Here is a 6803-nt window from a genome sequence, read left to right on the forward strand (position 1 = left end):
ATTTCTAACATTAAGGGTTTCTTAAGTTTCGCATTTTATCTTACTGGTAATGAACCAAGGTAAGGTGACGCTCATGAAACCTCAAACTCAAGCAACTCATTTTCAGCTCGACATCGTTTATCCATCACATGCATTGTGGAAGCCAGTGGTTAACCACGTTTCTTTGCGCTACCAGCAAGCCTTTCGTGCCGAGCTTAAACTCTTCATGCCAGCCTATTTAACCTTGCTCGATAACGATGAGATCGCGTCTGTCTGTGGATTCCGAATTGCGGCTGATGAGCCTCTGTTTCTTGAGCAATATTTGGATGCACCAGCAGAGGTATTGATATCAAACTTGTTCCAGCAACCTGTTGAACGTTCCAACCTTGTAGAGTTTGGTCATCTTGCGTCCTTCGCTAAAGGCATGTCTCCCCTCCATTTCTTCTTGATTGCAGAGTGCTTAGTCGAAAACGGCTTTGAATGGTGTATTTTTACCGCGACAGATCCTCTATTCGCATTGATGTCACGACTAGGATTAGATCCTCGTTTAATTGCTGACGCCGATGCAGAAAAAATTCTTGATGCACCGAAAGTGTGGGGCACCTATTACGAGCATCAACCTAAGGTTTTTGCTGGCAACCTGATTAAAGGGTTGCAGCGTTTACGCTTGGTACACAACCGTCGTAAGCAGGCATAGGGAGGACAATTATGAACGCGATTCTAGAGGCCATCGAAAAATGGGCAGGCGAAACGCCTGACAATATCGCTTTTGTTGGTAGTGATCATACGGGAGATCCCTTAACCATTACTTACCAAGAGTTGCTGGACTGCATTCATTATACGGCACATCAATTACAAGCGATGGGGGCGAAGGCTATCGCCCTAAGAGCAGATAACAGCTTAAGTTGGGTGATGGTTGATTTAGCGGCTATGTCAGTCAATGTGGTCGTTGTTCCTATTCCTACTTTTTTCTCGCTGCAACAAGTTGAGCATGTCTTAAAACGTTCGGCTGTGGATCTACTGATCGGAGACTGGTCTGTTTATCAAGGCGATTATGTTGGAGAGCGAATTGAAAGCATCGCAGGGCTTGCTGTCTATCAGCATCATACAAGAGAACACAAAGAGTATTTAGCTGGCACTCAGAAAATTACGTTTACTTCGGGTTCTACAGGTGATCCTAAAGGCGTTTGTTTAAGTGAGGAGAACATATGCCAAGTAGCGCAGTCGCTAGCTCATAGTGTTTGTGGCGAGGCGAGCCGACACCTCACCGTACTGCCTTTGTCGACTTTGCTTGAGAATATTACCGGGGTTTACGTCCCATTACTCTTGGGTGTGACTTCCTATGTGCTCGGTGGTGAACAAACCGGATTGAAAGGATCAAACAAGTTTGATGCGCAGCGTTTTGCTCACGCTCTGGCTCAATACCGACCTGAGAGTCTTGTTCTAACTCCCGCTCTGCTACTTGCACTGATTTCGGTGGTTCGACAATCCCCAGATTTAACACAAATGCTAAAGTTTGTTGCCGTTGGTGGCGCTCGCGTTTCGACGGTGCTTATTGAGGCCGCGCGACAAGTTGGCATCGCTGCGTATGAAGGATATGGGTTGTCTGAGTGCAGTTCTGTCGTCTGTCTAAACACGCCCAAGGCAAATAAGGCGGGCACTAGTGGACGAGTCCTGCCTCATCTAAAGGTACGTATCGCTGAAGATGGTGAGTTGGAAGTCAAAGGTAATAATGCGCTCGGGTACCTAGGTGAACCATTTACTGATGAATGGCTAGCAACGGGCGACTTGGCGGAAGTCGATGAACAGGGATTTGTCACCCTTTTAGGCAGAAAAAAGAACCTTATCGTCACCGCATACGGCCGCAATGTATCACCAGAGTGGATAGAGTCTGAGGCTTTCGCCTTCTTACCCAACTTGCCCTTTTTTGTCGTTGGCAACGACCAAAGTGCTTTGTGCGCAGTCACTGAGCAAGCCCCTTCTTTACTGCAAAGAGTGATTGAGTTGAACCACCGTCTGCCCGATTACGCTCAAATTGGCAGTTTATTGGTAGTGGAAGAGATTAACCAAGTACCGCAATGGTTTACTGCAAATGGAAAAATTAGGCGCTCCCAGCTTGAACAAGATGCAATCGCTCTATTGTCGAATGAGCGCAGTAACGTATCGCTTGATGGCAAGAAAGTTAGCCGAATAGAGATCGTTTCAGATCAGCCCTTAGCCTCGTGAGGATAACACTATGACCCCGTTTTTTAATCAACTACAACAATGCACAGCCTCCGCTCAGCAGAGGATGTTAACTGCGCCTGTTATTGCTGAAGTGCAATGCGGAAACATCAGTAAAGAAATGTACATTGCCTTTCTTACTCAGGCCTATCATCACGTTAAACATACCGTACCATTGCTGATGGCATGTGGTGGTCGTTTATCTTCAGAATATGAATGGGTTAGGGAAGCGCTTGCCGAATACATTGATGAAGAAAAAGGCCACCAAGAGTGGATTCTAAACGATATCAAAGCATGTGGAGGGGATGCGGACAAGGTTCGCCAAAACCAAGACGAAGGGCACGTAGGGCAAGCAATCGAACTGATGGTGGCCTACCTGTATCACCAGATTGACCGTCATAACCCTCTGGCGCTATTTGGTATGGTTTGGGTGTTAGAAGGCACGAGTGTTGGTATTGGCGGCAAAATGGCTGAGATGATCCAAAAACGACTCAACCTTCCTCCAGAAGCCATGACTTATCTGGTTTCTCACAGCGTGCTTGACCAGTCTCACTTACAGTTTTTTGAACAACTGATGAACAAAGTAACCAACCCTAAAGATCAACAGGTGATTATCGAATCTGCCAACATGGTGTTTGATCTCTATGGTCAAATGCTGCGTGCACTGCCTGTTCAAAACCGTCAACAAGCCGCGTGAGATAGAAAAATGAAGATCAAAGATAGTCATATTCTATTGACCGGTGCGACTGGCGGTATAGGTCGAGCCATTGCTGAGCAGCTCGCAAAGTCAGGTGCGAAGCTAACGCTGGTGGGGAGAAGTCACGAAGCGTTGCAATCTTTACAGGCGGGGTTAATGAACAGCGAACAACACCATGTTTTGGTTGCAGATGTGACCTCGTCACTGGGAGTGGCTGACATCAATGAATATGCCAAACGCGCGATTGGAGAGCGCCGTAGAATCAATGCCGTGATTAACAATGCGGGCTGTAATGATTTTGCGTTATTGAGCGGTAAATCTCCACAGCAAATCGAGCAAGAAATTAATCTCAACTTAGTCGCGCCAATCATGATTTGCCAAACCTTGATTGGATCTATCTCTCAGCCGGGTGTGATGCTCAATATAGGCTCTACATTTGGTTCGATTGGTTATCCTGGATACACGACCTACTGTGCGGCTAAGGCGGGGCTACATCGGTTCAGCGAATCTTTAGATCGCGAGCTGAACGGTAGCGGTATTCGAGTGCTGTATTTGGCACCGCGAGCCACTGACACCGCGTTGAATAGTAGTGCTGTGAATCAGATGAATCAAAAGCTCGGCAATGCCGTCGATTCTCCTCAACGCGTTGCTAAGCACGTACAGAGCATGATCGAGAAAGAGACCAGTGCCAAATGGATCGGCTGGCCCGAAAAGCTATTTGTTCGCATAAATCAAATTTTACCAGGTGTGGTTTCATCAGCGATTAATAAGCAGAAAGAAACCATTAATCAGTACGTTAACCGCGTTAGTCATTAGTGAGGGAAGTAACATGAACATCAAACTAATAGGAATTATGTCGATAGGGCTTTGGGCTTCACTGGCTAATGCGAATGAGGCACAAATACAGACTGTGCAAAAAGAGTGGGCTCTATGCCAGTACAACACGCCAGAAGATAAGGACAAACAGCAATGCCTTGAAGCATTGATCAGCAAAAATAACCAGTATTTACGCTCGAATCCGAACGATCCGGAATTAAAAGTTTGGTTAGCGATCAATAAAGCGTCATTGGCGGGAGCAAAAGGTGGTTTAGGAGCGCTATCATTAGCGGAAGAGGCGAAAGAGTTGCTAGAGCAGGTTATTGATACATCACCAGCAACGTTAAATGGTTCCGCCTATACCAGTTTGGGATCTTTATACTATAAAGTACCTGGTTGGCCGATTGGTTTCGGAGATGACGAAAAAGCGGAAGAAATGTTAAAAAAAGCGTTAGAGATCAATCCTAAAGGTATCGATCCCAACTATTTTTATGGTGACTTTCTTGCGCAAGATGGACGTAAAGCAGAAGCAAAAGCTTACCTCATGAAAGCGCTACAAGCAGAACCAAGGGCTAACCGCCAGTTGGCGGATGAAGGGCGTAAAAAAGAGATCGAAATAACAATGGCGAGACTGAGATAACGAATGCGTTTATTACTGGTAGAAGATGATGCGCTGTTGGGGCAATCGATGGTGACATCGCTAAGTCGCAATGGCTACACGGTAGACTGGCTAGATAAGGGGGCAGGGGTTACTACTGCACTAAAAACAGAGGCGTTTACCGCGGTGATTTTAGATCTGACTCTGCCAGATATAGATGGATTACAGGTATTGCGAGCCATTCGTCGTGAAGGTTACCAACTACCCGTTATGATATTAACTGCGCGAGATGATATACGCGATCGTGTTCAAGGCTTGGATGGTGGTGCGGATGATTATCTCGGCAAGCCCTTTGCGCTTGAAGAGTTGCTCGCAAGGTTGCGTGTACTGATTCGTCGCCAATCGGGCTGCGCGGACGAAAAAATTGTTGTTGGTCAGTTGAGTCTTTCGTTGTCGGAACATTGCATTCGTTTTGCGGACTCACCACTGAAACTGACCCGTAACGAGTTTAAGATCTTAGCGGGTTTAATGACCAATGCGGGTCGTGTTCAGAGTAAAGATCAGTTGCAACAATCCCTGCATGGCTGGGATGAGGGAGCCAGTGACAATGCGATAGAAGTTCATATCCATAACCTACGCAAAAAGGTGCCTGATATTGCGATTAAAAACATCCGTGGAGTAGGGTACATTCTTGAAAAATAACCTTTTCAAACGACAAGCGCCTTATTCAATTAAGCGCCAACTGACACTGTCCGTGACAATCTTGGTGAGCGTGTTACTGATGGTATCGCTCTATTTTAGCTTTCAGTCAGCCAAGCATGAGGTCGAAGAGGTATATGATGCGCGTCTAGGTCAGTCTGCGAAACTGCTTCTTCTCGCGATATCTTTATCCAAGAACCAAAACGAACTCATCAATCATCGAGATCAGTTCGATAGCTGGATGGACAACATTAGCAAACTGGCTAAAGACGATGACGAAGGCACTGAGTATGGTCACCCGTACGAACAAAACCTAGTCTTTCAGCTTTTTAGCCGCACAGAATTGGTGTGGAGTTCGATAGAAGAGTTGCCAGCGCTATCGACTTCGCCGCAAAGCAATGGATTTTCTGATGTAGAGATCGCTGGTGAGTCATGGCGAACATTTCAACTAGCGTTTGTTGATGAACAAGGAACCAATGAATATGTTGTTGTGGCAGAGAAGCACGAGATCCGACAAGAAATTATCAACGAAATTGCGTTGTCCACTTCGATTGAGCAGCTATTTTTATTGCCAACCCTGCTGGCAGTACTTCTGTGGCTGATCGCCAAATATCTTCGACCCATCGATCAATTGCGCACTGCCATCGCGCAAAGAAATGCTCACCATCTCGATCGAATCCATGTAAAAGATCACACCGTGGAGCTTGCACCATTAGTCGATGCACTCAACACGCTATTGGAAGAACTTGATCTAGCATGGGAGCGTGAAAAACGCTTTACGCGTGCTGCGGCTCATGAGCTGAAAACGCCGCTTACCATATTAAGACTCAATGTGGAGAACGCACTTTCCACGGATGAGCCAGAGCAAAAGCAACAAGCTTTGCACAACATATTGCTTGGCATAGAGCGCACAGACCGCTTAATCCAACAGTTGCTAACTTTAGCTAAAGTTGACAGTGCTTCGGAGCGAGCGATTGATACTGTTGATCTCAATGCTTTGTTGCAACGTGTGATTGGTGACTTGGCACCTTTGGCACTTAAACAGCAACAAGACATATGTTTAGAAGGCAGTGCCAGTCAGTTTCTTGGTGATACAGCCTTAGTCGAAGTATTGTTCAGAAACCTGATCGACAATGCCATCCGCTACTCAGGACAAGGCAGTGAAATTCGTGTGGTGATGAGTGAGCAAAATGGCGTGATAGAAGTAAAAGTGTCAGACAATGGAGAAAGCATTTCTTCTTTAGTCCGTGAGCGATTGTTTGAAGCTTTCTATCGAGGTCAGTCTGATCGAGGCGATGGTGCGGGGCTTGGAATGGCGATCTGCAAAGACATCGCGACACTACACAACGCCTCTATTGAGCTGTTACCAAGAAAAGACGATTGGAATGTATTTATCGTTCGCTTTAGTGCGAATCGATAACCTTGTCGTGTGATTCTAGTCTAAGAAAGAGGCGGATTATCACGACATATGTGATATTTATTCAATTGATTTTATATCCGAACTATAGATATAAAAGCGCAAGCTAGGTAACCTTTGAGCCACTCATAAACGATTCAATAGGGCATGACGTGGGGTATAAGACCGTTGAACTTATCCATTTGATGGCGCACGAATTTCAGCAAGTGGAAGGTGACTTTGACTCCTTGTCTGAAAGTGAGCTCAAAGAGGTGACCCCATCCGGCATGGGATATGACCGATTTATTGAGCAATTAAAGCAAGGCCATTTGCTGCTACTCAATGATTCTCCGCGAGTTCCGCTGTTGATAAAAGAGAGCGATGGCTTAGATCAT

At 46.0% G+C, this 6803-nt stretch carries 8 protein-coding genes; all 8 read left to right on the plus strand.

Going from position 1 to position 6803, the window contains the following annotated elements:
- The first annotated feature begins 73 nt into the window (after positions 1–73).
- On the plus strand, positions 74–676 hold the full coding sequence (locus ACQEXT_RS05955; RefSeq protein WP_426951058.1) for a thermostable hemolysin: 603 nt from the start codon (positions 74–76) through the stop codon (positions 674–676).
- Between the two features lie 11 nt (positions 677–687).
- Positions 688–2205, plus strand: coding sequence for an AMP-binding protein (locus ACQEXT_RS05960; RefSeq protein WP_426951059.1), 1518 nt, complete (start codon positions 688–690; stop codon positions 2203–2205).
- A 10-nt stretch (positions 2206–2215) separates the two neighbouring features.
- Positions 2216–2899, plus strand: a complete 684-nt coding sequence (locus ACQEXT_RS05965) for a TenA family transcriptional regulator (protein ID WP_426951061.1) — start codon at positions 2216–2218, stop codon at positions 2897–2899.
- Positions 2900–2908: 9 nt separating this feature from the next.
- Positions 2909–3715: an SDR family oxidoreductase gene (locus ACQEXT_RS05970; protein WP_331428374.1), complete on the plus strand. Its 807-nt coding sequence runs from the start codon at positions 2909–2911 to the stop codon at positions 3713–3715.
- 13 nt (positions 3716–3728) lie between these two features.
- A complete protein-coding gene (locus ACQEXT_RS05975) occupies positions 3729–4355 on the plus strand; it encodes a tetratricopeptide repeat protein (protein ID WP_331428373.1) in 627 nt (208 codons plus the stop codon).
- 3 nt (positions 4356–4358) lie between these two features.
- Complete coding sequence (locus ACQEXT_RS05980; RefSeq protein WP_269377557.1) at positions 4359–5015, plus strand: response regulator; 657 nt, start codon at positions 4359–4361, stop codon at positions 5013–5015.
- Positions 5005–6432, plus strand: coding sequence for an ATP-binding protein (locus ACQEXT_RS05985; RefSeq protein WP_426951063.1), 1428 nt, complete (start codon positions 5005–5007; stop codon positions 6430–6432). The genes ACQEXT_RS05980 and ACQEXT_RS05985 overlap by 11 nt, the downstream gene beginning before the upstream one ends.
- Before the next feature lie 149 nt (positions 6433–6581).
- A partial coding sequence (locus tag ACQEXT_RS05990; RefSeq protein ID WP_426951064.1) for a hypothetical protein occupies positions 6582–6803 on the plus strand: 222 nt, incomplete at its 3' end.

Source organism: Vibrio sp. TRT 29B02 (genome assembly GCF_050113655.1).
Taxonomy (GTDB): Bacteria; Pseudomonadota; Gammaproteobacteria; order Enterobacterales; family Vibrionaceae; genus Vibrio.